24 protein-coding genes and 2 tRNA genes are annotated in these 23857 nt (G+C 70.0%); 11 read left to right on the forward strand and 15 right to left on the reverse strand.

Annotation, left to right across the window (positions count from 1 at the left end; all coding sequences use genetic code 11):
* Positions 1 to 19: 19 nt before the first annotated feature.
* The 3 genes from AB0B02_RS15860 to AB0B02_RS15870 all read right to left on the reverse strand — a co-directional run bounded on the left by AB0B02_RS15860 (position 20) and on the right by AB0B02_RS15870 (position 4510).
* The gene (locus AB0B02_RS15860) at positions 20 to 3178 is read right to left on the reverse strand and encodes a BTAD domain-containing putative transcriptional regulator (protein WP_357300788.1); all 3159 of its coding nucleotides are present in this window, start codon (positions 3176 to 3178) and stop codon (positions 20 to 22) included.
* Between the two features lie 62 nt (positions 3179 to 3240).
* Positions 3241 to 3837 (reverse strand): hypothetical protein, encoded by a 597-nt coding sequence (locus AB0B02_RS15865; RefSeq protein WP_357300790.1) that lies wholly within the window; start codon positions 3835 to 3837, stop codon positions 3241 to 3243.
* A gap of 88 nt (positions 3838 to 3925) precedes the next feature.
* Positions 3926 to 4510 (reverse strand): GNAT family N-acetyltransferase, encoded by a 585-nt coding sequence (locus AB0B02_RS15870; RefSeq protein WP_357300792.1) that lies wholly within the window; start codon positions 4508 to 4510, stop codon positions 3926 to 3928.
* Between the two features lie 39 nt (positions 4511 to 4549).
* Between AB0B02_RS15870 and AB0B02_RS15875 the strand changes: the two genes are divergently transcribed.
* Entirely contained in the window at positions 4550 to 5017 is a 468-nt protein-coding gene (locus AB0B02_RS15875; RefSeq protein ID WP_357300794.1) for an SRPBCC family protein, read from the forward strand.
* A 50-nt stretch (positions 5018 to 5067) separates the two neighbouring features.
* Here the strand turns inward: AB0B02_RS15875 and AB0B02_RS15880 are convergent, their stop codons facing one another.
* The gene (locus AB0B02_RS15880) at positions 5068 to 5442 is read right to left on the reverse strand and encodes a VOC family protein (RefSeq protein ID WP_343445688.1); all 375 of its coding nucleotides are present in this window, start codon (positions 5440 to 5442) and stop codon (positions 5068 to 5070) included.
* 205 nt (positions 5443 to 5647) lie between these two features.
* A complete protein-coding gene (locus AB0B02_RS15885; RefSeq protein WP_357300797.1) occupies positions 5648 to 6037 on the reverse strand; it encodes a helix-turn-helix domain-containing protein in 390 nt (129 codons plus the stop codon).
* A gap of 102 nt (positions 6038 to 6139) precedes the next feature.
* On the opposite strand from AB0B02_RS15885, the gene AB0B02_RS15890 reads away from it, so the two are divergent.
* Positions 6140 to 6763: an NAD(P)H-binding protein gene (locus AB0B02_RS15890; RefSeq protein WP_357300799.1), complete on the forward strand. Its 624-nt coding sequence runs from the start codon at positions 6140 to 6142 to the stop codon at positions 6761 to 6763.
* A 37-nt stretch (positions 6764 to 6800) separates the two neighbouring features.
* On the opposite strand, the gene AB0B02_RS15895 is transcribed toward AB0B02_RS15890, so the two are convergent.
* Positions 6801 to 7145 (reverse strand): nuclear transport factor 2 family protein, encoded by a 345-nt coding sequence (locus AB0B02_RS15895; protein WP_357300801.1) that lies wholly within the window; start codon positions 7143 to 7145, stop codon positions 6801 to 6803.
* Positions 7142 to 7576 carry a MarR family winged helix-turn-helix transcriptional regulator gene (locus AB0B02_RS15900; RefSeq protein WP_357300803.1) on the reverse strand — a complete coding sequence of 145 codons (435 nt, stop codon included), beginning with the start codon at positions 7574 to 7576 and terminating at the stop codon, positions 7142 to 7144. The genes AB0B02_RS15895 and AB0B02_RS15900 overlap by 4 nt, the downstream gene beginning before the upstream one ends.
* Before the next feature lie 61 nt (positions 7577 to 7637).
* Between AB0B02_RS15900 and AB0B02_RS15905 the strand changes: the two genes are divergently transcribed.
* On the forward strand, positions 7638 to 8039 hold the full coding sequence (locus AB0B02_RS15905) for a nuclear transport factor 2 family protein (RefSeq protein ID WP_357300805.1): 402 nt from the start codon (positions 7638 to 7640) through the stop codon (positions 8037 to 8039).
* Position 8040: 1 nt separating this feature from the next.
* On the opposite strand, the gene AB0B02_RS15910 is transcribed toward AB0B02_RS15905, so the two are convergent.
* Positions 8041 to 8301 carry a hypothetical protein gene (locus tag AB0B02_RS15910; protein ID WP_357300807.1) on the reverse strand — a complete coding sequence of 87 codons (261 nt, stop codon included), beginning with the start codon at positions 8299 to 8301 and terminating at the stop codon, positions 8041 to 8043.
* Between the two features lie 412 nt (positions 8302 to 8713).
* On the opposite strand from AB0B02_RS15910, the gene AB0B02_RS15915 reads away from it, so the two are divergent.
* Positions 8714 to 9001 (forward strand): hypothetical protein, encoded by a 288-nt coding sequence (locus AB0B02_RS15915; protein WP_357300809.1) that lies wholly within the window; start codon positions 8714 to 8716, stop codon positions 8999 to 9001.
* A gap of 70 nt (positions 9002 to 9071) precedes the next feature.
* On the opposite strand, the gene AB0B02_RS15920 is transcribed toward AB0B02_RS15915, so the two are convergent.
* Positions 9072 to 9653, reverse strand: a complete 582-nt coding sequence (locus tag AB0B02_RS15920) for a DinB family protein (protein ID WP_357300811.1) — start codon at positions 9651 to 9653, stop codon at positions 9072 to 9074.
* A gap of 71 nt (positions 9654 to 9724) precedes the next feature.
* Between AB0B02_RS15920 and AB0B02_RS15925 the strand changes: the two genes are divergently transcribed.
* From AB0B02_RS15925 to AB0B02_RS15940, 4 genes are all read left to right on the forward strand, one after another.
* Positions 9725 to 9970, forward strand: a complete 246-nt coding sequence (locus tag AB0B02_RS15925) for a hypothetical protein (protein WP_357300813.1) — start codon at positions 9725 to 9727, stop codon at positions 9968 to 9970.
* Between the two features lie 173 nt (positions 9971 to 10143).
* Positions 10144 to 10878: an LPXTG cell wall anchor domain-containing protein gene (locus tag AB0B02_RS15930; protein WP_357300815.1), complete on the forward strand. Its 735-nt coding sequence runs from the start codon at positions 10144 to 10146 to the stop codon at positions 10876 to 10878.
* A gap of 380 nt (positions 10879 to 11258) precedes the next feature.
* Positions 11259 to 12056 (forward strand): hypothetical protein, encoded by a 798-nt coding sequence (locus AB0B02_RS15935; protein ID WP_357300817.1) that lies wholly within the window; start codon positions 11259 to 11261, stop codon positions 12054 to 12056.
* An 18-nt stretch (positions 12057 to 12074) separates the two neighbouring features.
* Positions 12075 to 12443, forward strand: a complete 369-nt coding sequence (locus AB0B02_RS15940; protein ID WP_357300819.1) for an NUDIX domain-containing protein — start codon at positions 12075 to 12077, stop codon at positions 12441 to 12443.
* A 254-nt stretch (positions 12444 to 12697) separates the two neighbouring features.
* Here the strand turns inward: AB0B02_RS15940 and AB0B02_RS15945 are convergent, their stop codons facing one another.
* Positions 12698 to 12889 carry an HDIG domain-containing metalloprotein gene (locus tag AB0B02_RS15945; protein ID WP_357300821.1) on the reverse strand — a complete coding sequence of 64 codons (192 nt, stop codon included), beginning with the start codon at positions 12887 to 12889 and terminating at the stop codon, positions 12698 to 12700.
* 254 nt (positions 12890 to 13143) lie between these two features.
* Between AB0B02_RS15945 and AB0B02_RS15950 the strand changes: the two genes are divergently transcribed.
* Positions 13144 to 15384, forward strand: a complete 2241-nt coding sequence (locus tag AB0B02_RS15950) for an AAA family ATPase (RefSeq protein WP_357300823.1) — start codon at positions 13144 to 13146, stop codon at positions 15382 to 15384.
* Positions 15385 to 16313: 929 nt separating this feature from the next.
* Here the strand turns inward: AB0B02_RS15950 and AB0B02_RS15955 are convergent.
* From AB0B02_RS15955 to AB0B02_RS15970, 4 genes are all read right to left on the reverse strand, one after another.
* A tRNA-Ile gene (locus AB0B02_RS15955) sits at positions 16314 to 16390 on the reverse strand.
* Positions 16391 to 16512: 122 nt separating this feature from the next.
* On the reverse strand, positions 16513 to 17745 hold the full coding sequence (locus tag AB0B02_RS15960) for an NAD(P)/FAD-dependent oxidoreductase (protein WP_357300825.1): 1233 nt from the start codon (positions 17743 to 17745) through the stop codon (positions 16513 to 16515).
* Positions 17738 to 19873, reverse strand: coding sequence for an MMPL family transporter (locus AB0B02_RS15965; RefSeq protein ID WP_357300827.1), 2136 nt, complete (start codon positions 19871 to 19873; stop codon positions 17738 to 17740). The genes AB0B02_RS15960 and AB0B02_RS15965 overlap by 8 nt, the downstream gene beginning before the upstream one ends.
* A 169-nt stretch (positions 19874 to 20042) precedes the next feature.
* Positions 20043 to 20115: transfer RNA gene (locus AB0B02_RS15970), tRNA-Asn, on the reverse strand.
* A gap of 196 nt (positions 20116 to 20311) precedes the next feature.
* On the opposite strand from AB0B02_RS15970, the gene AB0B02_RS15975 reads away from it, so the two are divergent.
* Positions 20312 to 20704, forward strand: coding sequence for a hypothetical protein (locus AB0B02_RS15975; RefSeq protein ID WP_281937089.1), 393 nt, complete (start codon positions 20312 to 20314; stop codon positions 20702 to 20704).
* Between the two features lie 125 nt (positions 20705 to 20829).
* Entirely contained in the window at positions 20830 to 22014 is a 1185-nt protein-coding gene (locus AB0B02_RS15980) for an ROK family transcriptional regulator (RefSeq protein ID WP_357300830.1), read from the forward strand.
* 677 nt (positions 22015 to 22691) lie between these two features.
* Here the strand turns inward: AB0B02_RS15980 and AB0B02_RS15985 are convergent.
* The gene (locus AB0B02_RS15985) at positions 22692 to 23699 is read right to left on the reverse strand and encodes a sugar phosphate isomerase/epimerase family protein (protein ID WP_357300832.1); all 1008 of its coding nucleotides are present in this window, start codon (positions 23697 to 23699) and stop codon (positions 22692 to 22694) included.
* Positions 23700 to 23857: the final 158 nt, after the last annotated feature.

The following is a 23857-nucleotide window of genomic DNA, read 5'->3' on the forward strand; positions in this document are numbered from 1 at the left end:
CGCCGGGGCGGCGGCCGGCTCAGGCCGTCCGGACCGGGTCGCCGCTCACGGACGCCAGGGCGGCGGCCCGGCTCAGGCCGTGCCCCCGGGCGTACGCGGCGGCGTACCCGTCGTCGCCCAGCTCGGCGCGCAGCCGCTCGGCGAGCCGCTGCGCGTCCGGGTTGGACCGGTCCGGCCAGCCGCGCAGCGAGTCGGACGTGCCGAGCAGCTCGGCGGCCCGCTCGTACCGGCCCTCCGCCGCGGCGACCGCCACCCAGCCGACCGCGATGATCGCGACCACCGGCATGTCCCGGGCGGCGAGCCCTCGGGCGGTGGCCTCGGACAGGCAGCGACGCGCACCCGGCACGTCGCCCCGGGCGAGCGCGAGGTTCGCCATCGCGGCCAACAGCAGCCCACGAAACTGCGGCGCGACGAGTGGTGCCTCGTCCTGGCGGCGCATCGCCTCCGCGAAACACTCCGCCGCCTCGTCGAGCGAACCCTCGATCCGGGCGATGTCGCCGAGCATCATCAGCGCGAACGCGGCGTCCCGGCCCTCCCGGTCGGCCACCCGTTCGGCCACGAACCGGCGCAGTTCCGCCTTGGCGCCGGCCACGTCCCCGGACCGGGCCCGGATGGCCGCCAGCCAGATCAACTGGAAGCCCGGCTCGGCGCTCGGGTTCAGTTCGCGGACCAGCCGCGCCGACTCCTCCAGCGCGGCCGTGGCCGCCGGGAAGTCACCGCGCTTGGTCAGCGCGTCGGCGTACTGGCTCAGCACCATCGACAGGCTCCACCGTTCGCCGACCACCCGCAGCTCCGCGACCGCCCCGGTCAGGTCGCGCAGCATCCCTTCGGCGTCGCCGTCGTTCTCCCGGATCTGGCCGCGCATGGTGAGCAGCGTGCCGTCGGTCCACGGGTCGGGGTGCCCGCGGGCGCGGTCCACCGCCGCGATCCCGGCGGCGGTGTCGTCGGTGAACATCGACAGGGCCGGTTCGAGCAACGCCACCAGCGGGTGCCCGGTCCCCTGCGCCGCGCGGACCGCGTCGGTCAGCTCCGCGATCCGCTCCGGCGTGGGCTCACGGGCGCTGTGGAACATCTCGGTGATCATGCGGATGGCGAGCACCACGGCCCGCTCCGCCGCCGGCGCCGGGCCGGGCAGCGCGAGCGCGCGGGCCAGCACGTCGCCGCCGATCCCGCCGTCGTCACCCCAGATGATCAGCGGCAGCGCCAGCCCGGCGCCGATCCGCAGCGCGGTGTCGGCGTCCCCGGCGTCGCAGGCGAAGTGCAGCGCGCCGACGATGTTCTCCCGTTCCGCCGCCAGCAGCCGCAGCCAGGGGAGCTGGCCGGCGGTGCGCAGGTGCGGCTCCGCGGTCACCACCAGGTCCCGGAAGTACGCGGCGTGCGCGGCCCGCGCCTCGGCGGCGCCGCCGGCCGCGACGAGCCGCTCCAGGCCGTACTCCCGGATGGTCTCCAGCATCCGGAACCGCCCGTCGCCGACCACCTGGAGCAGCGACTTGTCGACGAGCGCGTCGAGCAGCGCGGCGGCGGCCGGGCCGGCGACGCCGGTCGCCGAGTCGGCGGTGACCGAGGCCGGGAACACGGCGAGCCGCTCGGCGAGCCGGCGCTCGTCGCCGGTGAGCAACCCCCAGCTCCAGTCCACCACCGCGCGCAGCGTCCGGTGCCGGGGCAGCGCGGTCCGGCTGCCGCCGGTCAGCAGCCGGAACCGGTCGTCCAGGCCGGCCGTGACCTGCCGCGGCGACAGCGTCCGCAGCCGCGCCGCGGCCAGTTCGATGGCGAGCGGCAGGCCGTCCAGGCGGCGGCAGATCTCCACCACGTCGGCGACGTTGTCGTCGGTCACCGTGAACCCGGCCCGCACGGCCCCGGCCCGGTCACGCAGCAACTGCACCGAGGGGTACGCGACCGCGTCGGCCGGCGACACGTCCGCCGGCGGCAGGCGCAGCGGCGGTACGGGATCCAGCGCCTCGCCGACGATGCCGAGCGGCTCGCGGGACGTGGCCAGCACACGCAGCCCCGGGCAGCGGCCGAGCAGTTCCTCGGCGAGCCGGGCTGCGGCCTCGACGACGTGCTCGCAGTTGTCCAGCACGATCAGCGTCTCGTCGGCGGCGAGCGCGTCGACCAGCCGGCCGAGCGTGTCGCGGATCGGGGTCCGGGCCGGTTCCAGCGTCCGATCCCGGCGACCGAGCGCGTCGAGCACGGCGCGTGGCACGTCCGCCGGGTCGGTGATCGGGGCCAGCTCGACCAGCCAGGCCCCGCCCGGTACGCCGTCCGCCAGCCGGCCGGCCGCCACGCTCGCCAGCCGGGTCTTGCCGGCGCCGCCCGGCCCGAGCAGCGTGACCAGCCGGTTGCCGGCGAGCAGCCCGGTGAGCCGACGCAGGTCGTCGTCCCGCCCGACGAACGTGGTGAGCGCGGCGCGCAGGTTCCCCCGCCGTCCGGTGGGTGCCGGTGGCGGGGCCGCCTCGCCCCGCAACAACGCCAGGTGCGCGGCCCGCAGCTCGGGCGAGGGGTCCACCCCCAGCTCCTCGGCGAGCCGCTGCCGGATCCGCTCGTACGCGGCCAGCGCCTCAGCCGGCCGACCGGCGGCGGCCAACGCCCGCAGGCGCAGCGCGGCCAGCCGCTCCCGCAGCGGGTACGCGGCGGTCAGCTCGTCCAGCTCGGCAACCAGCAGCTCCGGCCGGCCGATCCGCAGCTCCGCCTCGATCCGGTCCTCCTGGGCGGTGAGCCGCAGCTCCGTCAGGCGCGCCACGGCGGCGTCCGCGTACGAGGCGTCGGCGACCTCGGCCAGCGCGGGACCGCGCCACAGCGCCAGCGCGTCCCGCAGTGACCCGAGCGCCCGCTGCGGGTCGCCGTCGCGCAGCGCCTCCCGCCCCTGGCGGGCCAGCCGCGCGAACCGCTCCGCGTCCACGTCGTCCGGCGCCAGGTCGAGCCGGTACCCGGTCGGGCCGCTGCGTACCCCGAGCCCGGGCACCGCGCGGCGCAGCCGGGACACCAGCGTCTGCACGGCGTTCGCGGTGTCGGCGGGCGGCGCGTCCGCCCAGAGCGCCTCGGCCAGCGCCGGCACGCTCACCGGACGGCCCGGGTCCAGGGCGAGACGGATCAGCAGCGCCCGCAGCCGGGCACCGGCGACGGCGACGGCCTGTTCGCCGTCGCGGACCTCCAGCGGCCCAAGGATCCCCACCCGCACGCCGTCACTCTCTCATTCGCGTCCACCGAGTCCCGCGCGTCGTGGGAGGCCAGTCACGGAGGTCAGTCCGCCGTGCCCGGCCAGACCGTCACCCGGATCTTCCAGCCGGCCTCGATCGGTGCGACGAACTCGACGAACGCGACGTGGACGTCCTCCCGCGTGTGCACGCAGTATCGGCTGCCCTTGCGGTAGGTGGAGTCGATCGTCGCAAAGCCGTTGAGCAGGGAGACGCAGTCCTCCCGGGTCGGTGAGCCGGTGCGACTCCACCTGGCCAGGCCGGCCCAGATGGGAAAGCTCTGGATCGAGCCACCCCCGTCGTAAATGTCGATCTCGGGGTCCGGCCCGGTGGCCACCCTGGGCGGGTCGGCGTCGAGATCGACGCCGTTGTTGTTGAAGAGCAGTTCGAAGGGGCCGTCCCCGGCACTCTCCGGGGTGGCGGCCTGCGGTGGGGACGTCTCCGCGCCTGCCTCCCGGGGCGAAACCGACGGAGTGGGCGACCGCGTCGCCGGAGCGGAGGTGGAGCCGCCACCGGTGACCTGGTAGACGAATGCCGCGACGCCGACGAGCGCGGTGATCAGGCCGGCGACGGCGGTGAGTATCCCCGCCATCGACTGCCAGAACGACGTCCGTGGCGCGGTGCCGCGCTGTGGCTCGCTCACACGCCCTCCCGCCGGTGATCCCGGCATCGATCATCACACACGGCCGCTCCTTGACGGTGTCCCGCGCACGACCGACCCGGCGCGTGGGTCACTGGTCGCCGCGGACGCGGGCGTGCAGGTGCATGTCGTGTCGTCCGTCCGGGTGCACGGCGGCGTTGCGCCTGGTGCCCTCGGCCCGGAATCCGGCCTTGACGGCGACCCGGCAGGACGCCTGGTTGCGGGTCGAGTGGTCGAGTTCGAGACGGTGGAAGCCGGCGCCGAGCGCCCAGTCGCTCACCGCCCGCAACGACCGGGAGGCCACGCCCGCGCCGCGGGCGGCCGGCGCCACCCAGTACGCGCACACCGCCACCCCGTCGCCGAGGTCCACGGCGCCCAGCACCATGCGCCCCAGCGGCTCACCGCCGCCGTGCGTCATGGCCCAGCTCGCCGCCGTCTCCTGTCGCCACGCCTGGCGGTAGTACGCGAACCACTCGCGGACCTGGTCCTCGGAGTCGGGTCGGCGGGTGTGCCAGCGGCGGATCTCGGGATCCTGGTAGGCGGCGAGGAACGTCGACGCGTCGGACGCCTGCCACGGCCGCAGGACGAGGTCGTCGCCGACGGCGAGCGTCGGCTGCGGACCGGACGCGAGGGTGCCGGCGGGGATGGCGGGCGGCGTCGAGAGGGGAAATCTCACCCGCCCATCCTCCACTCGGCCGGCTCCTAGAATCGAGTGGTGAGCAGGATCGATCGGGCGCGCAGGACGATCGCCGCGGCGCCGGCGACGGTCTACGACGCGCTTCTGCACCGGGACGCGCTGGAGGCGTGGCTGCCGCCGGACGGCATGCGCGGGCGGATCGAGCGCTGGGATCCCCGCCCCGGTGGCGGCTTCCGGATGGCGCTCACCTATCTCGACCCCACCGGCAGCCCGGGCAAGACGTCGGACGCGACGGACGTCGTCGACGTCGGGTTCGCCGACCTGGTCCGGTCGGAGCGGGTGGTGCAGACCGCCGTGTTCGAGGCCGACGACCCGGCGTACGCGGGGATCATGACCCTGACCTGGCACCTGGCCCCGGTCGGCGACGCGACCGAGGTGACCGTCACCGCGACCGGCGTGCCACCCGGCATCGACCAGGCGGTGCACGAGGAGGGCATCGCGTCCTCGCTGGCCAACCTGGCCGCATACGTTGAATCGACGCGCTGACGTGCCGGCCGAACGCCCGTCTCGGCGCCCAGCCGGCACTTCCGTCCGAACTACAGGTACGGGCGGGTGATCAGCTCGATGGCGTGGCCCCCGGGGTCCTTGAAGTAGACACCCCGGCCGCCGTGCTCGTTGTTGATCTCACCGGGTCGACGCATCTGCGGATCGGCCCAGTGCTCGACGCCCTGGTCGCACAGCCGCCGGTACGCCCGATCGAACAGGTCGTCGTCGATCAGGAACGCGTAGTGCTGCATCTGGATCTCCACCGGCGGCTCGGCGAACTGGAGCAGCACGCCGTCGGAAAGCTGCACGTTGGTGAACGGACCCCAGGACGGCGCCTCCGGCAGCTCCAGCAGCTCCCGGAAGAACCGGGCCGACGCGTGGCGGTCCCGGGCGGCGACGATGGTGTGGTTGAACGAAACGGTCATGCGGTTGACCTCACGGTGCTCGACACGAATGGGAACCATCGGTGCGCGAGCGGCGGGGAGGTCCGCGGGCCCGACCTGGCGGGTGCCCGTGGCGCACCCGCGGCGCGGTCAGACCTCCACCGGATCACCAATCCGTGCATGGCCTCGGGCCGGTCCGGTGTTCACGAACGCTGACGCTAGTCGGCCCGGTCGACAGCCGCAATCGTCACGCCGGCCGGACCCGCCGGCCGGGGGGCGCCGCGGCGTCGTACGACTCGCGTGCGTCGAGCAGCTCGTCCCAGTGCCGCTCGGTCCAGGCACACGCCACCGCGATCGGTTCGAGCATGCTGCGGCCCACCGGCGTCAGCTCGTACTCGACGGCGCGTCCGGCGTGGACGGTGCGCGTCACCAGACCGTCCCGTTCCAGGGCGCGCAGCGAGCCGGTGAGCACCTTCGGTGTGACGCGGCGCAGCGGCACCCGCAGCTCGGAGAAGCGCCGGGGCCCGCCTTCGAGGCAGCGGATGATGAGCGCCGCCCACTTGTCACCGAACCGGATCGGGTTGAGCGAGGACGGGCACAGCTCGTCGAACATGTCGGCGGGCAACGGTTGCCTCATGCCGCTCACGATAGCCGGTATCCCCGAGGTAACCAGGCCCGTCGATACCGTCGGCGCACCGGCCGGGCACAGGGCTCCGGCCCTGGTGAGAGGCGTCTTCTCATGAACATCGTGATCTTCGGCGCCGGCGGTCGCGCCGGACGCCGGGCCGTGGCCGAGGCGCGGCGGCGCGGCCACCAGGTCACGGCGGTGGTACGCGACCCCGCCCGGCACCGCGACCCGATCGACGCGCCGGTGGTGGCCGGCGACGTCACCGACCCGGGCAGCGTGGCGCGGGCCGCCGCCGGGCAGGACGCGGCGATCAGCGCGGCGGCGGACCTGACCGTGCCAGCGCAGGACTTCTTCCCCGCGTCGTCGCGCGCGCTGGCCGCCGGGCTTACCGAGGCGGGCGTACGCCGCCTGGTGGTGGTCGGTCTCGCACCGGTCCTGCCCGGGCCGTCCGGCACGCCCCTGATGGACGAGCCCGGCTACCCGGACGAGTACCGCCCGTTCTTCCTCGGCCATGCGGCGGGCCTCACCGAGCTGCGACACTGCGACCTCGACTGGTCGTACGTGGCACCGGCGGGCGACTTCGACCACGACGGCGTCCGCACCGGCCGCTACGAGTTCGCCGCGCACGGCGATCCGGCCAGCCGGATCAGCTACCAGGACTTCGCGATCGCGCTGCTCGACGAGATCGAGGCGCCCCGCCACCTACGGGGGACCGCGAGCGTCCGGGAGGCGTGAGCCCCGAGCCGGCCGGGCCCCGTCCCGACGAGGCTGGTCAGTGTTCGCGGTTGAGGGCCGACAGGCCCCAGAGTTCGGCGATGCGTCCGTCGCGTACCCGGAGGAACTCCAGCATGGTCGACGGCGGCTGCCCGGGCACGCCGTGCACGCTGGTGCGGACCGCGACCCGGTCCCCCTCGACGACCGTGTCCTCGACGACGACCCGGACGTCGGGGACCGCCTCGTGGAACCGCCGCCAGGCCGGAGCCACGTGCTCCGGCCCGGTGGTCCCCAGCGGATGACTGCGGAAGTCCACCGCGAAGATCCCCGGCACGGCGTCGTAGTCACGATTGTTGAACGCCGCGTACATGCGCCGGGCCACGGCGCGCCCGTCGTCGGTCACCGGCCGTCCGGTTCGGTCGCGTTGGCGCGGACACGGTGCAGGACGCGCCGCACGGTCTGCCGGTCCCGTGCGGTGACGCCGTCGAGCAACCGCTCCTGGTACGCCTGGTGGGCCCGCACCAGGTCGTCGGCCACGCGTACGCCGGTGGGGGTCAACGCGGCCAGGGTGTAGCGGTTGTCCGCCGGGTCGAGACGGCGGCCGACCAGCCCTTCGGCCTCGAACTCCTTGACCAGCCGGGTGATGCTCGCGCCGTCGACGCCCAACGCCCGGCGCAGGTCGCGGTGACTGGTCTCCCCCGCGCGTCGCAGCCGGACCAGCAACTGCACGCGCTGCGGGCTGATGCCCACGTGTCGGGCGAACGCCTGCCGCAGCTCGGCGCAGGTGCCGCCCAACTCCCGGAAGAAGGCGTCCTCGGACGTCTCGTCGGTCACGGTCTCTTTATATCGTCAACTCTTGATAGCATCAAGAGATCATGCGACGAGGGGGCGACCGATGACATTGCCGGTGGCGGACCTGCTGGCGATCCACGAGTTGTTGGCCCTGCACGGGCATCTCGTGGACGCCGGCGAACTCGACCGGATGAGCGAGCTGTTCACCGCCGACGTGGTCTACGACGTGACGTCCTTCGGATTCGGCGAGTTGCACGGCCCCGAGGCGATCAGGAGCGCGGCCCTCGCCCTGGGGGACCGCAATCCGGTCGGGCACCACGTCACCAACGTCCACGTGACCGAGGACGCGGACGGCACGGTCCGAGCGGTGTCGAAGGGGATCGGCATCCACGCCGACGGGTCGGTCGGCAGCGTCGTGTACGAGGACGTCGTCCGCCGCGAGGGTGCCGGGTGGCGGATCGCGCACCGGAAGGTGATCCCCCGCCGCACGCCCCTGCGACCCTGAGTCAGTCCCCCTCGACGCCGGCGGCCCGCAGGATCTGCCGGACCCGCTCGCGGCTGTAGCCGGTGCGACGAATGAGATCTACCTGGCGGGCACCGGCCCGGTACTCCGCCACCATGACGCGATGCAGCTCGACGCGGGCCGCCTCGACCCGGGCGCGAGCCTCGGCCTTGATCTGCCGGGCGGCCTGCGCGGCGCGCTCGTCAGCACCGGGCAGCGCCTCTTCGGCGTCCCGCAGTGCCCGCATGGCCCCATCGAGATCCACTAGGCCATCTTCGTCGGCAACCCTTTGGGCCAACCATGCTGGGGCACAACATAGGCCAAGTCACACTAACATCTATTTGGCCTATCTGATGTAGCATCAACTTGGCTTCAGCGGGACGCCATCCCGGCTCGCGCCGGGCCGCCGGCCCGGGACTTCATCGCATCGGAGGTATGCCCCGTGCGCGACCTACCGTTCAAGCTGGCCGATTGCGGAGCGCCCGCAGCAGGCCGGATCGAGATCTACAGCGACCTCCTCACCGAGTCGCTGGACGGCATCGCCTACGTCTGCCATACCCACCCGGAAGCGGCTACGCATGCCATCACGGCCGCCGGGCTGACCGCGTCTACGTCATGGGGGCCTCCCTCCGGACATGGTGCGGAAGTGCGGATACGTTCACCTCTTCCCCACCGGCATGTTGGGAGCAGACGACCGGCATCCCCGGTGGTGCGACCGGCACGACTGCGCCCAGCGGGGAGAGCACCGGTCGCGGGTTTCAGAGATCAACACCAGCCGGCCGGAGGCGTACCTGGTCACCGTGGCGCTGGTGCAGGCCGGTCACGCCGCTGCTGAACCGGTGGTGATACTGAGCGCGACAGACGACACAGGAGGCGCCCAGGTGGCGTTGTCGATCGCTCAGGTACGCGCGTTGCGGTATCGGCTGGGCAAGTCGCTCGACGCTGCCGGGCGCAGCCGGAGATGACCTGCTGCCGCCTGCGACTGGCCCCGGTCGCCACGGTCAGGGACGAGATGGCGGCTGGCCCGAGCAGACCTCAGCGCCCGGCGGCCTCCCGCGCGTTCCGCTCCACCATGTCCCGATGCTCAGCCATGGCCGCCGGGTCCAGGGCCGGCATGTTCGTCATGGTGGGGAGCAGACCGACCGCGCCGTCGATCAGCTCGCGGACGATGTCGGCGTGACCGGCATGGCGCTGCGTCTCGGCGGTCACGTGCACCAGGACGTGATGCAACGTCACGTCGCCGCCGTCGCCCCACCACGGCACCCGACCGACCGCGTCCAGCGGCAACGCCTCGATCGTGGCGTCCGCGTGCGCCCAGGACCGTCGGTACAGCTCGATGACGGACTCGCGCGACTCGGTCGGCAGGGCCCACGCCTCCCACGTCTCCTCACCCGCCGGCCACTGTGGAACGGCGTCGCTCGGCCGACCGAAGGTCTCACCGAAGTAGCCGAACTCGCCTCGGGCCGAGTGCTTGACCAGGCCCAGCAGGTTCGTTCCGGTGGGCGTCAGCGGGCGGCGGATGTCGTACTCGCCCAGCCCGTCGAGCTTCCACACCAGCACGCTGCGCGCCCCGCGCAGGTAGTCGAGCAGGTCGGCCTTGGGGTCGAAGATCGCCATGGCGGACAGCATGCGGCATCCAACTCCGGCGGCGCAGCCCCGGCCCCGACGATCGCCGCTAGGGTGGGTCGGTGGCTGAGCTGCTGGCGATCGTGCTGGTCGTCGGTGTCCTGGCGGCCATCCTGGGGTCTCTCGCGTGGCTGGCGGCCCGGGTCCGTCGCCGGGGCGTCGGCGACAACGTCATGGGGCCGTTCGAGGAGATCTGGCATCCGGCCGCGCACCGTTTCCGGGCCGAGATCCAGGTGTACGAGGAACGCACGGTGCCGTTGCCGCCAGTGCAGGATCCGAGACGGCGGGGTGACGAGCCGGCGGGGTGACGAGCCGGGGCGCCCCCGGCCGGCTGACCGTTGACTCCTGTCTCTCGTCGTAGGCAGACAGCGGCCACGACTGCCGCCCGTCACCGACGAAGGTCGATCCCACGGGGCAGTGCGGTCTGCCCGCTCTCGGTAGCATCTCCATGTTTTTGCCTACAACGGGGAGGACCATCCACGTGCGATGGAAGTTGTCGGCCGGCGTCCTGGTGGCGCTGGCCTTTTTGATTCCGGCTGCGCCGGCGGCGGCTCAGGCTCAGGTGCCCGGGTTGGACCCGGCCTGCCAGACGATCGAGCGCAAGGTCTACAAGGACTTCCGCGAGCTCATCACCATCGATGTGGGCACCGCCACCAACGCCGAGTTGCGGTTGTTGGCCTACCGGCTCCTGGCCGAGGCCCAAGCCGAATCGTTGCTCGTGCTGCCCAAGGCCATCGAGGACCGGCTGAACGGCACCGCGGATGATCTGCGTGCGTTCCTCAAGTCGGACGTGCAGGGCCGTTGGCAGACGGACCTGCGGGTCAAGACGAACCAGGCCATGACCGGCGCCGGCCCCAACGTGCGGGCCGCGACGCAGAAGGCCCTCGACGACGGGTCCATCGACGTCCTCCTAGCCTTCCTGAACACCGGCCTGTACGACGCCCGTGCGCTCGACTGCGCGGCTCAGCCGACGGCTACGGCGACTCCGACGGTTCAGCCCACGCCGACGGCGAGCGCCACGCCCAGCGCCTCGACGACGGTCGTGCCGACCACTGCCCCCTCCGTCAGCCCGGGTGCTCCCGGCGGCGAGGGCGGCGGGCTGCCGGTGACCGGTTCCGACACCGCGACCGTCGCCGGCATCGGCGGCACGCTGCTGCTCCTCGGTGGCGTGGGCTACGTGATCGGGCGCCGGCGCCGCGCCCGTTTCGTGGCGTAGCCCGCGCGACGCGCCCGGCCCGATTCACCGTCGGGCCGGGCGCGATCAGCGCCGTTGACCTGGGCGTTCGGCGTGGTGGGGCGGGCGGGGTTCGAACCCGCGACCGAGGGATTACGAGATCGAGATGGTCGCCCCGACGACCTGCACAATTTGGCTGCTACCAGCGGAAGTGCCTCTCGACATCTCACCACTCCCCCGCCATCCGCCGGCCTCTTGCGGACCAGATACGGACTGCTTGCCTGCCGGCGGCTCGTCGTGCGTCAGGGCCCGTACACAGTTTACGTCTGGGCAAGACTGCACAGGTCTGCGGCCTCTGTAGCCTCTTGCGCGACCGGGGTAATGTCGTCCCGAACCTTCCGCAGTTCGGATGACTAGGGGGAATGGTGCTACGGCGGTTCCTGTACCTCAACAACACATCGGTAGACAGCTACCTCGGCGTGCTTGAGGGTGGTTTGAGCGACGAGAGGACTCGCCGCACGGGAGAGCGCGGGATCCGGGGCGGTGACGCTGGGCTCAGCTTCAGCCCCGTATCGGGAAAAATCTCTGGACAGCGTGAGCGCAGCGAGGAGGACGAACGTGTCGTGCGCGACACGCCCGAGCTGCGCTTCGACCGCCTAATGACCGCCTTGGAGGCAGAGTCAGAGCGGTGGAACTACGAGCGCGTCCTTGAGTCTGACGGGCTATTCGAGCGTTCTGCGATCGGAACCCTTATCAGCGTGGACTGCGAGGTCGAGGTTCCACAAATGAGCCTCCTCCTTGCACAGCCAGAACAACTTGGCGAGATGCTCGACATGATTGAGATCTTTGGCCCCATGGCGAGTGCTTTCGGAGCAAACACAGCGGGCATGCCCGATCCCGAAAAGATCAAGGCGGCGCGAGGATTCACCAAGATGAAGGCCGACATGATCGTTGTCGGCGACATTGACGAAGGGGCTCCCCGGCTGGCCGGCAAGCTTGAACGCCAACACGTGCGCGACATCCCCGACGGGGAGGCCACGGTGGTCGGCAAAGTGGCTCGCCGATGGAAGCAGGGTGAGCACTATTCACTCATGGCCCTTCCTGGTGCGGCATTGATGAGTCGGGCGCAGCGACGAAAGGCCCAGCCCGTTGATCCCGATGACGAGAATGTGTTGCACGGCCCGGCTTTGACGCTCGATATACTCGCGATCTTCCGCTAATCTGCGCCTGCTGGAACCATGGCGGCTCGGATCAGCGGATCTCCTCATCAGGCAGTCGTAGACCGTCCCGCCCTTCCCGTACGGGGACAAGGTGGAGCCTCCTGCGTACGTAAGACCAAGGAAGAATCCGGGGTCGACGTCGAGGTGACGGGGATTCTCGGCAATCCGAAGCACATCATGGCCTACAGCGACGGCAAGATTCGGCAGCAATTCTCAATCTGCTTCCGCGCTCGCTATTTGGGCGGTGAAACGACACCAAGTAGCGAATCATCAGAAGTGCGTTGGGTGGCCAAGGAAGACCTGGACACGCTGCCGATTCATCCGTCCATGCGTGTCCGCATCAAGCACGAATACGAGGGACCTCCACATGAGCCCTACATCGGCTAGAACCGACTGGCGGAAAACCACTCCTCTGCGCGACGTATTGTAGCGATGAGATCCGTCTCCGCACGGGCCCAAAACGGGTCACCACATGACCAGGTCCGCAACGAGGCCGAATTTCGGCCAAACGTTCGTAGAAGGTCATATCCTGCCCATCAGGACCTGTGATCATATCGGCATACCAAAGAACATCGCGCACAACTGAACTCTCGCCTCCGAATTCTGCGCTGAGTTCTTGATGCAGGTCGCGCTCCTTCGCTTCATAGAGCGCACAGGAATGATAGGCAACAAGCGCCCGCCACCCGTTCATCGAATCCCATGCGGCGTAGCCAGCGGGCACCGTCAAGTGCATGCAGGCCAGAGACGCGAACTTCCTGAGCGTATCCGACGTCGTGCAGCCAAGCTGCTTCGACAAGAACTCGCCGCTCAGCGTCACACAACGATCCGGCCATGCCGCTTGCTTCCGCCGCTACCGCCTGCACATGCCGCCGCCGCGGCGCTAGCTAGCAGCCTTCTTGCGATAACCTCTGCCTCTCCTGCAGGCTTCATCGCTACAAGGCTAGCCGCCGAGCAGGAAGAGCAGCTCCCTCGGCGTCCACCAAGTGCCACTTGCGGCGTTCTGAGTAGAAGACCACTTCCACTACCAGTGGTACTGGACTGCCCCATGTTCAGCATGCCTGGTCTGCAGGCAAACCACTGCTAACGTATGCCTCTCATCACTAAAAGCCACGAGGATGCAGAGACAAAGATGAAGCTCAGAACGGTCGAATTATGCGACTTTAAAAGCGTTGCTCATACCGAGTTGCTTGATTGCGAAGACTTCAACGTACTAGTTGGCAAGAACAACTCCGGCAAATCAAATATTCTTTCTGGAATAGTATTCTTCTTCACCCATTTACACGCCGACTCCCTGGTCTCCGCAATCGAAGAAGCACTCAAACCCTCGCTATTTCATCAGACCGATGAGGGGCCAGCAAATAAATCGCAGGTCGCTTTGACCTTCGTTATGTCGGCAGATGAAATTCAGTCACTCTTGAACGAAATAGAGACTGAGGCGCCGCAGATCAAAAACACTCTAGAGAGCATGCGAAGCCACAATCTCCTACATCTAAGCTTATCAGTGATCCGTGACCCCTTCGTCGCGTTCGTTGATAAGGTAGAAGTGTCCCCTTCAGGTGCGCCGGGCGGTCGCATGACGCTCTTGTCAACAGGAGATGAAGCGGGGCGGGAACTGGCTAAGCGCCACCTCACCGCGAGCTCATTGCACAGTGCAATCACGGCGGCCGAGCGAAACGCGACCCGAGTTGCGGACCGAGATGAGATTAGCCGAACCTATGCACTAAATCGAGCAGTAGAAGACATCTCTGGCGCACAAAGGATCGCCCTCCAGAGCCGCCTTGAAAGAACGAACCCGAGCCGCTGGCGCGACATATTCGAGGAGGTCGTCGGCAGCTGGAAGGACGAGCTGAAAGAGCACGACCTAGAAGAGCTATCCCATCGCCTCACTACCTTTACGGGGGAAGCAACGACGGTCCCCGATTACATCTGGCGACTTCTTGACCGTGTCAAAAGCATACGGGTTTTGTATCTTAGCGAACAACGACGACCGGTCGGCTCAAATGAAGCCCAACAGCTCCTACGATTGAAAGTAAGGCGAGGCGGAAACACAGAACTCCAGGCAATCCAGGCAACAGTCAAGAACCTTCTTAGTGTCCAAGTAGACGCATTCGAAAGTGCCACGCCGAGAATTCCAGCCCCACGAACGTTCTCAGCGAGGCCAACAAACAATGCCCTATCCGCAGAGATGGATGTAGATAACTTCCTGGTCCAGATCAACGGGTCCGGCGTGAGGGAGGCCTTACGACTCATTCTGGATGTACGCTTTCAAGAGCCCGACATCTTACTGGTAGAGGAACCAGAGGTTCACCTACACCCTGCGCTGGAATTTAATGTTCTGCAATATCTTAAGCAGCAGAGCCAACTCCGTCAGATTTTCATCACAACACATTCCACAAACTTCCTCGATTCTGCCGAAACGAGTAGCGTTTTCTTGGTGGCAAAGCCCATCAGCACGACCGCGCGGAAGATTGCTCTCGACTCTCTGGACGAGGAAATCCCTCGCGAGCTGGGGCTTCGGCTCAGCTCAGTTTTCATGTTCGACCGACTATTATTCGTTGAAGGTCCATCGGACGAGGCAATCCTGCGGCAACTTGCCTTCCGCATGAAAATTGACTTCGGAAGGCAGAGCATTGGATTTGTGCGGATGGGAGGGGCTCGGAACTTCGCCCATTACGCCAATGCCAGCACGATGTCCATACTTTCTCGCAGGCAAGTGAAGGTCTGGTTCGTTATCGACAGAGATGAACGAACGGAAGAGGAGATTTCTCGCCTGGCGTCCATGTGCGGCGATTGGGCCAACCTTCACATCCTTGCACGCCGCGAACTGGAGAACTATCTTCTGGATCCGGCAGCAATAGCAAAGTTCATTGCTAAGAAGACGAACGGCCAATCTAGACCAACGGCCGACGAGGTAGGCACGGCACTCAGCGAGGTGGCCGAGGAATTGAAAGCGACAACAGTCGCGAAAATGATTGCGCGAAAATACTGCACCCCGCTGTATTTCGATATGTCAGAGGCAAAACTTGATTCACCGGATGATATCGCGTCGCGAACGCTATCTCAGCTTGGTCGCATGTCTGCGCGACTCGCAGAATTGGCAAGCTCCGTAGAGTCTGACGTCTCCAAGATGGAAGTAGAGATGAGCGCTAATTGGAGTGAGCGGAAACTCGTTTCAGCACCAGGAACAGAGCTCCTAGACGGAGTTGCGAAGCGTTTTGGCTGTCGGTATAGGAAGGATCGCGATGGCGCAATCATCGCGTCTTTCATGGAGCCCATCAGCATAGACTCGAACTTGCAGCGGCTACTCCGTGAGGTTGTTACTGGGTAATACCCTAAGAAAGATAGACAGCCAGAGGGCGTTGTCTTGAACAACGCCCTCTTCGGCATTCTCCCTGCGAGAAGTCGAGCAGCTCGCTGGTCGGACTCGGAAATCCGCAAAGTGGCTGCTCCTCCTCCGCCGTGGCCGAGTCGTGGCCGAGTAGTGCCGTAGGGCGTGCAGGTTCGTGGTGATGCCGAGCCGAGCTGTCATCCGACCGAACCGCTGGGTGGCCGTGTCCGGCACCAGTGGCGCACCACCGTCCGGGTCCGGCGAGAACACGTAGCCGTCAGCTTGCAGCGACAAGCTGAGGGCCAACGCACGATCCTCGCAGCGGGCCAGCTGGTCACGCAGCACCTCTACCGTCTTCGCGTCCAGCGCTACACGCCGCTGCTGATGCGTCTTGGTGTCCTTCTCTCGCAGCTTCCCCGTGTCATCCACGTACAGGGCGGTCCGCAGGAGCAGCACGGCCACGTCTAGGGTCGGCTGCGGACCACCGCAGCGCGCACAGCTCGCCCGTCGCGCCCCCGTCGTCATCGCCAACCAAACGAACGCGCCCCAGTCGGGGTCCTTCCACGCCTTGGTGACCAGTCGGGCCGCTTCGGGCGCCGTTGGTGGGTGCGGGTTGGGGGGCATCCCGGTCTTCTCCGCTTGATCTGCCGGATCGAGGCCGGGGCGAGCGGCTTGCACTCATGCGGCCGACACTTGTCGGTGCAGTCGTGCGGCCCTGCCTTCTGGTGCTCGATTGCCTTGCGAGGCAAGCCTCCACAGTGGTCCCGGCACTTCCGCAGCACCGCGTAGAACGACTCCAGCGTCTCGACGTCCAGCCGGCCCACCGGTAGCTTGCCGAGCAACGGCCGTCGCTGTCCCCATGGGGACAGACCGTAGCTTGCTCGCACCACGACTAGCACCACGGAAAGATCGACAGCCAGTGTTTGCGCTGGTGGGGCGGGCGGGGTTCGAACCCGCGACCGAGGGATTATGAGTCCCCTGCTCTAACCGGCTGAGCTACCGCCCCGTCACCGCGCGTCGGATCGTAACCCGCCGATCGATCACCGGCCACCACCGCTCCGGCGCTGTGAGCCGCCGTGACGCCACGATGGGCAACGCGAGGATAACAGCGAGCAGCGGAGCGCCGAATCAACCCCGCAACTCGTCGAGCACCGCGCCGGCGGTGCGCCAGCCACTGGCCAACGCGCCCTGGATGGACGGGCTGTCCCGGTGGTCGCCGGCCACGAACAGGCCGTCGCCGAGCGCCACCGGCTTGCGCAGCCGGCCCTGCGGCGGCGGGGCGGCCGGCAGCGCGTCGGGCACCGAGACGGTGGTGAGGTGGGTCCAGTCGGCGGTGGACCGGCCGTAGAGGCGGTCCAGCTCGCGGCGGATCACCGGCTCGGGCGGGGCCTGCGGGCCGACCACCGACGTGGCCACCAGGTGCTGGCCGGCCGGCGCGTACGTGGGGGCGGCGTTGCTGATCACCACCGTGTTGACGACCAGTTCCCGCCGGTCGCCGTCGAGCAGCAGGATCGGCTCGTCCAGCGGCGGCGTGTCGGTGCGGTGGTAGTAGGTGGTGTACGCGTGCATGCGTACCCGCTCGACGGCCGGCAGCAGCGTGGCCGCCGCCTGCGGGTCGGCGGCGACCACGACGGCGCGGCAGGTGATCTCGCCGGTCTCGGTGCGGACCCGGCCGGGCGCGACTCCGGTGACCGGCGTGCGCAGGGCGAGCTGCTCGGCGGGCAGCGGCGCGGCGACGGCTCGGGGCAGCGCGCCCATCCCCCGCGCGGGCAGGCCGATCCGGCCCCGGGCGAACGAGCGCAGGATGACCGCGAACACGTGGCTGGAGGTGGCCAGCTCGCGGTCGAGCAGCACGCCGGCCAGGAACGGCCGGATCAGTTCCTCGATGATCGCGTCGGAGAGCCCGGCCCGGCGTAGCGCCGTCTCGGTGCTGGTCTCCGTGGCGGCGAGCAGCCGCCCGACGGGCAGGGTGGCGCAGCCGGCGGCGAGCGCGGCCAGGCGCAGCCGGTCGCGCAGCGACCCGACCTTGGCGGTCAGCGCGCCGGGCGCGCCGGTGGGCTCGCGCAGCGGGTTGACCAGCCGGGCCAGCCGGTCGCCGCGGCGTACCAGCACGCCGGAGGTGAACCAGCCCAGGTCGAGCGTGTCGAGGTCGAGCAGCGCGCCGAGCCGGGGGTAGGCGGTGTTGAGCACCTGGAAGCCGCGGTCCAGCAGGAAGCCGTCGACCTCGTCGGTGGCGACCCGGCCGCCGAGCCGGTCGCCGGCCTCCAGCAGTCGCCACGACACGCCGGCGCGGTGCAGCCGGCGGGCGGCGGCGAGGCCGGCCAGGCCGCCGCCGACGATCACCACGTCGGTGTCAGGCACGGTCCACTCCCGCACCGGCCCGGTCGCCGTCGCGGTGCGACCGGGACAGGCGGCTGGGCCACCACACCTTCGGCCCGATGTCGTACGCGAGCGCGGGCACCAGCAGCGAGCGGACCACGATGGTGTCGAGCAGCACCCCGACGGCGACCGCCACGCCCAACTCCACCAGCACGACGAGCGGCAGCACGGCGAGCGCGGAGAACGTGGCGGCGAGCACGATGCCGGCGGAGGTGATGACGCCACCGGTGACCGCCAGGCCGGCCAGCACCCCGGCGCGGGTGCCGCGCCGCACCGACTCCTCGCGGACGCGGCTCATCAGGAAGATGTTGTAGTCGATGCCGAGCGCGACCAGGAACACGAAGGCGAACAGCGGGAAGGACTGGTCGACGCCGGGGAAGTCGAAGACGTGTCGGAACAGCAGCGCGCAGAGGCCGAGCGTGGCCAGGAACGACAGCACCACGGTGGCGATCAGCAGCACCGGGGCGACCAGGGCGCGCAGCAGCAGCGCCAGGATGATCGCGATGACCAGCAGCACCACCGGGATGATCACGTTGCGGTCCCGGACGGACGCGTCGGCGGTGTCCACGTTGATGGCGGTGAAGCCGCCGACCACGGCGTCCGCCCCGGGCACCGCGTGCACGGCCTCGCGCAGGTCCCGGATGGTCTGTTCGGCGCCGTTGCTGTCGGGTGGGTCGGCGAGCGTGACGTTGAGCTGCACCCGGCCGTCGACGACCTTGGGCGGGGCGTTCGGGTCGGGCGGCGCGTTCTGGCCCTGCTGGCCGAGCGGCGCCACCGAGGCGACGCCCTTGACCCCCTGGGCCACCTGGGCGACCCGCTGCGCGGCGGCCTGCTCGGTGAAGATGGTGGCCGGGCTGCCGGTGCCGGCCGGGAAGTGCCTGTCGATGACCTCCTGGCCGGCCACCGAGTCGGTGCGCTGGGTGAAGAGCTGGGACTGGCCGAGGGTGGTGGCGCCGAGCTGGGTCACCCCGATCGCGAGGGCCGCCAGCACCACGGCGGTGACGATCCAGACGGTACGCGCGCGGCGCGCCACGAAGCCGGCGATCCGCCCCCACAGGCCGTGCTCGGTACGCGGGTCGGCGTCGTCGTGCCGGGGTCGCCGGGGCCAGAACGCCCACCGGCCGCCGAGCACCAGCAGGGCGGGCAGGAACGTCAGCATCACCAGCAGCGTGGCGGCGATGCCGACGGCGCTGACCGGGCCGAGCGCCCGGTTGGAGTTGAGGCTGGACAGCAGCAGGCAGAGCAGGCTGACGATGACGGTGGCGCCGGAGGCGATGATGGCCGGGGCGGCGCCCTTCCAGGCGGCCTTCATCGCGTCCCAGGGGCGTTCGTGCCGGTGCAGTTCCTCCCGGTAGCGGGCGATGAGCAGCAGCGCGTAGTCGGTGCCGGCGCCGAAGACGAGCACGGTGAGGATGCCCTGCGCCTGCCCGTTGAGCTTCACCACGTCGTGCTTGGCCAGTTGGTAGACGACGACGGCGGCCAGCGAGTACGACATCCCGGCGGCCAGCAGCGGGAAGACCCAGAGCACCGGGCTGCGGTAGACGATCAGCAGGATGATCAGCACCACGACCAGGGTGACCAGCAGCAGTGGCCCGTCGATGGCGGAGAACACCTCGATCAGGTCGCCGAGCAGGCCGGCCGGGCCGGCCACGTCGACGGTGAGCCCGTCGCGGTCCGGGCCGGTGATGGCCCGCAGCTGGTCGACCACGCTGCGGATCTGTTCGCCCTCGGCGCTGTCGATCGGGACGATCACCTGGGCGGCCTGCTTGTCCTGGCTGACGACCGGCGGTGGCAGCGGGCCGACCACGCCGGGCACCTGGGCGAAGCGGGCCGCGTCGGCCTGGATGCGCTGCTGGTCGGCGGCGGTGATGCCGCTGGTGCGCTCGTAGACGACCAGGGCCGGGGTGGTCTCCCGGTCGACGAAGCCGGCGGCGAGGTCCTGGGCGCGGGTGGCCTCGGCGTCGGCCGGGAGGAAGGACGCGTTGTCGTTGGTGGCGACGTCGCCGAGCTTGCCGGCGTACGGGCCGGCGACGCCGCCGACGATCAGCCAGCCGAGCACCACCGCCACCGCGATCAGCGTCGCGGTCCAGCGGCTGCGTCCTGCGGCCATCTCCACCACCCTCGAATCGACGCAACAATCGACGCAGCGGGAGTCTAAGTCGACCTCGACCATCCTGCCGTCCGAAACGGCGTTCGCGGGCGGAAACCGGGCGGCCGTAGCGGGCCCGGCAATGAGAAACGCCCGTCGGCGTGGCCGACGGGCGTGAGGTGGAGCGAAGCTCCCCCGATTGGACTCGAACCAATAACCTGCCGGTTAACAGCCGGCTGCTCTGCCAATTGAGCTACAGGGGACCGTGCACCGCCCGGCTCGGATCTTCCCCGCGCCGTGCGACGGGAAAAGAATACAGGACATCGGGGGGTGGCGCGCCAGGGGGTTTGCCGGCGGCGCAGAATCGGGATAAATCGTCATCTCGGCACAGGCAGGCATGAGCGGCGAGCAGGATGGGTAGTTAGCCACCAACAGAGTTCAGGGACGGAAGGAGCCGCCATGCGCGGAAAGATCATGTTTCTTGGCGGGCTGGCAGCGGGGTTCGTCCTGGGCGCCCGTGCCGGCCGCGAGAAGTACGAGGAGCTGGTGGTCCGCGGGCGTAAGGTGCTCGACCACCCGACCGTCCAGGAGGCGGCCGGCGTCGCGCAGGCTCAGGCGACCCGGCTCTACTCCGAGGGCAAGGACAAGCTCGGCCAGACCAAGATCGGTGAGAAGATCTCGACCGGCAACGGCAGCAAGCCGGGGCTGAGCGACGCCGACAAGCCGTTCGCCGGCACGCCGGCCGCGGTGGGCAGCAAGGCCGGCACCAGCGGTACGGGGTCGACCGGCGTGACCGGTTCGACCACGACCGGCACGAGCACCAAGCCCAACGGCACGAGCAGCACCCTCTGACACAGACGGACAGCGGGCCGGCTCACCCTCGGGTGACCGGCCCGCTCCCGTGTGTCCTCCCCCCGCACGTCACGCCGCCGTGACGCCGGTGTGGCACATTCTCCGGTGGGGAGGTGGACGATCACATGACGATGGTCGGACCGGAGACCGCGGATCAGGCGCGGCTGCTGCGACTGCTGCGCGACGACGGCCCCCGGTCCCGGGTCGAGCTGGTCGACGTCCTCGGCCTGCCCCGGGCACGATTCGCCGCCGAGGCGGACCGGCTGGCCGCGCAGGGCCTGGTGGAGACCGCGGGGCCGGCCGCGTCCCGGGGTGGTCGCCGCTCGTCGTTGCTGCGGGTCGGCGCGCAGGTGCGCTTCGGCGCGGTGCTCGTCGGCGACGGCCGGCTGCGGGTCGCGCTCACCGACGGCGAGCTGAACCCGCTCACCCGGATCGACGAGCCCGTCGACGTGCGACTCGGCCCCGAGGTGGTGGTCGGCCGGGCGGTCGAGCTGCTCGGCAAGCTGCGGGCCGAGGCCGGGCTGACCCGGCTGACCGGCGTCGGGGTGGCGCTGCCCGCGCCGGTGGCGGTCAGGGACGGCACGCCCGTCTCCCCGCCCGCGCTGCCCGGCTGGCACCGGTTTCCGGTACGCGACACGCTCGCCGCCGAGCTGGGCTGTCCGGTGCACGTCGACAACGACGCGAACGCGATGGCGCTCGGCGAGTCGCACGCCGGCACCGGCCGCCCGTTCGACGACTTCCTGTACGTCAAGCTCGGCGACGCGATCGGCTGCGGGCTGGTGCTCGGCGGTTCGCTCCACCGGGGCGCGACGAGCGGCGCCGGCGACATCGGGCACCTCCAGCTGGCCGAGGACGGGCCGCTCTGCGGCTGCGGCAACACCGGCTGCGTCGAGGCGTACTGCGGGGACGCCGCCCTGGTCCGGGAGGCGGTGACGGCCGCGCGGGCCGGGCGCTCGACGGTGCTGGCGGAGCGGCTCGCGGCGGCCGGCGCGCTGACGGTGGCGGACGTGGCCGCGGCGGCGACCGAGGGCGATCCGGCGGCGCAGACGCTGGTCCGGGACGCCGCCCGCCGGCTCGGGCAGGTGCTGGTCGGGCTGGTCAGCTTCGTCAACCCGGCCATCGTCATCATCGGCGGCGCGGCGCCCGGCATCGGGCCGGTCCTGCTCGCCGAGATCCGGGGCGTGGTCTACCGGCGCTCCACGCCGCTGGCCACCGGCAGCATGCCGATCGTCCTGTCCGACCTCGACGACCGCGCCGCCCTGATCGGCGCCGCCCGCCTCATCAGCGACCAGGTCTTCACCACCCGCTGACCCCGAACGCCACCGCGTCTGCCCCGCCCGCGCTGGTCGCAGCCACTACCTCAGCTCCGAACCTGACCAGCGGCTCGTTGCGGCAGCCTGTCCCCTGCGTCGGCCCGCTGGCGCGAACAGTGGTGCGACGCCGCTCGTTTGCCTTTCGCGTCCTACAAACTTGATGGCGCAGGTGGGTCACGGGCGGCGCGTCCAGCCGGACCGCCTCACGGGACCGGCGGTGGGACGCCATGGAATGCCACGCAGGCCATCAGACATCCATACCGTTCCACCCACGCCGTCACCCCGCCGGGGTGGGTGTCCGGCCGGCAGCGAGGCGGCCCGCCGGGTTGACACAGCCGTCCGGATCAATGGAACCACGACGACAGGGCAGGCCAGGGCAACGGCAGCGGCCGGACCAGCGAGACCAGGGCGGCCTGCGGCGGGCCCAGCCGGGCCGCGACAACCACCGGACGAGTGGAGTCACGGCAACCGCCGGGCGAGTGGGGCCGGGGCGGCGGGCGAGTGGGGCCGGGGCGGCGGGCGAGTGGGGCCGGGGCGGCGGGCGGGAGAGGCGCGGCGGTTGGCGACTCGTCTGTGCCATCAAGGTTGTAGGCGCCGCGAGGAATGCCCCGGGGTCGCGCCAGGGCAGCCGCGGCCGACGTGCCGGAGGGGGCACGTCGGCCGGGCCGGGGGTGTCAGTCGCGGCTGCTGAAGGCGGCGTCGAAGGCGGCGGACGGGGCGTCGAAGGCGAGGCGGCGGACGAACTGGAGCGCCTCCGGCGCGCCGACCAGGCGGTCCATGCCGGCGTCCTCCCACTCGATCGAGATCGGGCCGTCGTAGCCGATCGCGTTCAACGCCCGGAAGCAGTCCTCCCACGGGACGTCGCCGTGGCCGGTGGAGACGAAGTCCCAGCCGCGCCGCAGGTCGGCCCAGGGCAGGTGGGAGGCGAGCCGGCCACGCCGGCCGTCGCCGGTGCGGACCTTCGCGTCCTTGCAGTCCACGTGGTAGATCCGGTCGGCGAAGTCGAAGATGAAGTTCACCGGGTCCAGCTCCTGCCAGACGAAGTGCGACGGGTCCCAGTTGAGCCCGAACGCCGGCCGGTGCCCGATCGCCTCCAGCGTGCGCTTCGTGGTCCAGTAGTCGTACGCGATCTCGCTGGGGTGCACCTCGTGCGCGAAGCGCACGCCCACCTCGTCGAAGACGTCCAGGATCGGGTTCCACCGGTCGGCGAAGTCCTGGTAGCCGCGCTCGATCATGGCGGGCCGCACCGGCGGGAACATCGCCAGCGTGTGCCAGATGGACGACCCGGTGAAGCCGACCACGGTGCGTACGCCGAGCTTCGCCGCGGCCCGCGCGGTGTCCTTCATCTCCTCGGCGGCGCGGCGGCGCACCCCTTCCGGCTCACCGTCGCCCCAGATCCGGGCCGGCAGGATGTCCTGGTGCCGCTCGTCGATCGGGTGGTCGCAGACCGCCTGCCCGACCAGGTGGTTGGAGATGGTGAACACCTGGAGGTTGTGCTTGGCGAGCGTGTCCCGCTTCCGCTCGACGTACGAGTCGTCGGCGAGCGCCTTGTCGACCTCGAAGTGGTCACCCCAGCAGGCGATCTCCAGGCCGTCGTAGCCCCACTCGGCGGCGAGCCGGCAGACCTCGTCGAACGGAAGGTCGGCCCACTGGCCGGTGAAGAGCGTGATGGGTCGCGCCATTGTCGTTCTCCCCTGTCGTGATGGGGGATTCCGTTGCGGGCCGGGGCGAGGGCGACCGGGGGACGGCGACGGGCGGCACCGGTGGACGCGTGAGCGTCTGCGCCCGACGGGTTGCGCCTCCCGACGGGTCACCGGCCACCTCGCGGTCGCCGTCCCCA

The sequence above is a fragment of the Micromonospora sp. NPDC049240 genome (genome assembly GCF_040647835.1).
In the GTDB taxonomy this organism is placed as follows: domain Bacteria; phylum Actinomycetota; class Actinomycetes; order Mycobacteriales; family Micromonosporaceae; genus Micromonospora.

Coding starts and splice junctions, on each gene's coding strand:
- AB0B02_RS15940 (WP_357300819.1), top strand. CDS start 12,075: ATGGCGGCTCGGATCAGCGGATCTCCTCATCAGGCAGTCGTAGACCGT.
- AB0B02_RS15980 (WP_357300830.1), top strand. CDS start 20,830: ATGACGATGGTCGGACCGGAGACCGCGGATCAGGCGCGGCTGCTGCGA.
- AB0B02_RS15965 (WP_357300827.1), bottom strand. CDS start 19,873: ATGGCCGCAGGACGCAGCCGCTGGACCGCGACGCTGATCGCGGTGGCG.
- AB0B02_RS15935 (WP_357300817.1), top strand. CDS start 11,259: ATGGTGCTACGGCGGTTCCTGTACCTCAACAACACATCGGTAGACAGC.
- AB0B02_RS15920 (WP_357300811.1), bottom strand. CDS start 9,653: ATGGCGATCTTCGACCCCAAGGCCGACCTGCTCGACTACCTGCGCGGG.
- AB0B02_RS15890 (WP_357300799.1), top strand. CDS start 6,140: ATGAACATCGTGATCTTCGGCGCCGGCGGTCGCGCCGGACGCCGGGCC.
- AB0B02_RS15950 (WP_357300823.1), top strand. CDS start 13,144: ATGCCTCTCATCACTAAAAGCCACGAGGATGCAGAGACAAAGATGAAG.
- AB0B02_RS15945 (WP_357300821.1), bottom strand. CDS start 12,889: ATGGCCGGATCGTTGTGTGACGCTGAGCGGCGAGTTCTTGTCGAAGCA.
- AB0B02_RS15975 (WP_281937089.1), top strand. CDS start 20,312: ATGCGCGGAAAGATCATGTTTCTTGGCGGGCTGGCAGCGGGGTTCGTC.
- AB0B02_RS15905 (WP_357300805.1), top strand. CDS start 7,638: ATGACATTGCCGGTGGCGGACCTGCTGGCGATCCACGAGTTGTTGGCC.
- AB0B02_RS15885 (WP_357300797.1), bottom strand. CDS start 6,037: ATGAGGCAACCGTTGCCCGCCGACATGTTCGACGAGCTGTGCCCGTCC.
- AB0B02_RS15985 (WP_357300832.1), bottom strand. CDS start 23,699: ATGGCGCGACCCATCACGCTCTTCACCGGCCAGTGGGCCGACCTTCCG.
- AB0B02_RS15915 (WP_357300809.1), top strand. CDS start 8,714: ATGTTGGGAGCAGACGACCGGCATCCCCGGTGGTGCGACCGGCACGAC.
- AB0B02_RS15880 (WP_343445688.1), bottom strand. CDS start 5,442: ATGACCGTTTCGTTCAACCACACCATCGTCGCCGCCCGGGACCGCCAC.